The organism is Halolamina salina (assembly GCF_042678005.1).
Taxonomy (GTDB): domain Archaea; phylum Halobacteriota; class Halobacteria; order Halobacteriales; family Haloferacaceae; genus Halolamina; species Halolamina salina.
This window is the reverse complement of record NZ_JBHUDH010000063.1, coordinates 1-347: the sequence shown is the minus strand read 5'-3', so window position 1 is coordinate 347 and position 347 is coordinate 1. Positions and strand designations below refer to the sequence as shown.

Here is a 347-nt window from a genome sequence, read left to right as displayed (position 1 = left end):
CTCGTGGAGGCTGACGCCGACGCCGTGGCCCACGCCGTGGGTGAGGCCGACCTCGTCCGAGTCGATCCGGAAGCCGTGGGCCGTAAGCTCGGCAGCGGCCTCCTCGTGGACCGTTCCGGCCGTCACGCCCGCCTCGACGTGTTCGAGCGCAGTCTCGTGGGCCTGCTCGACCGCGACGAACGCGCGACGCTCCCAGCCGCCGTCGCTGTCGACGGCGAACGTTCTGGTGAGGTCGCCGTAATAGCCGTGCGGGCCGCGCGGGGAGATATCGAGCAGCACCGTCTCGCCCGGCGCGATGTGATCGACGCCGGTGTAGTGGAGGTCCGCGGCGGGCGGGCCGGCACCGA

The 347-nt window shown here is 72.6% G+C and carries 1 protein-coding gene; it reads right to left on the bottom strand.

Features of this window, described 5'->3' with window-relative positions:
* Window positions 1–347: M24 family metallopeptidase (locus ACFR9S_RS07035; protein ID WP_379818338.1), on the bottom strand; the 347-nt coding region annotated here is incomplete at both ends.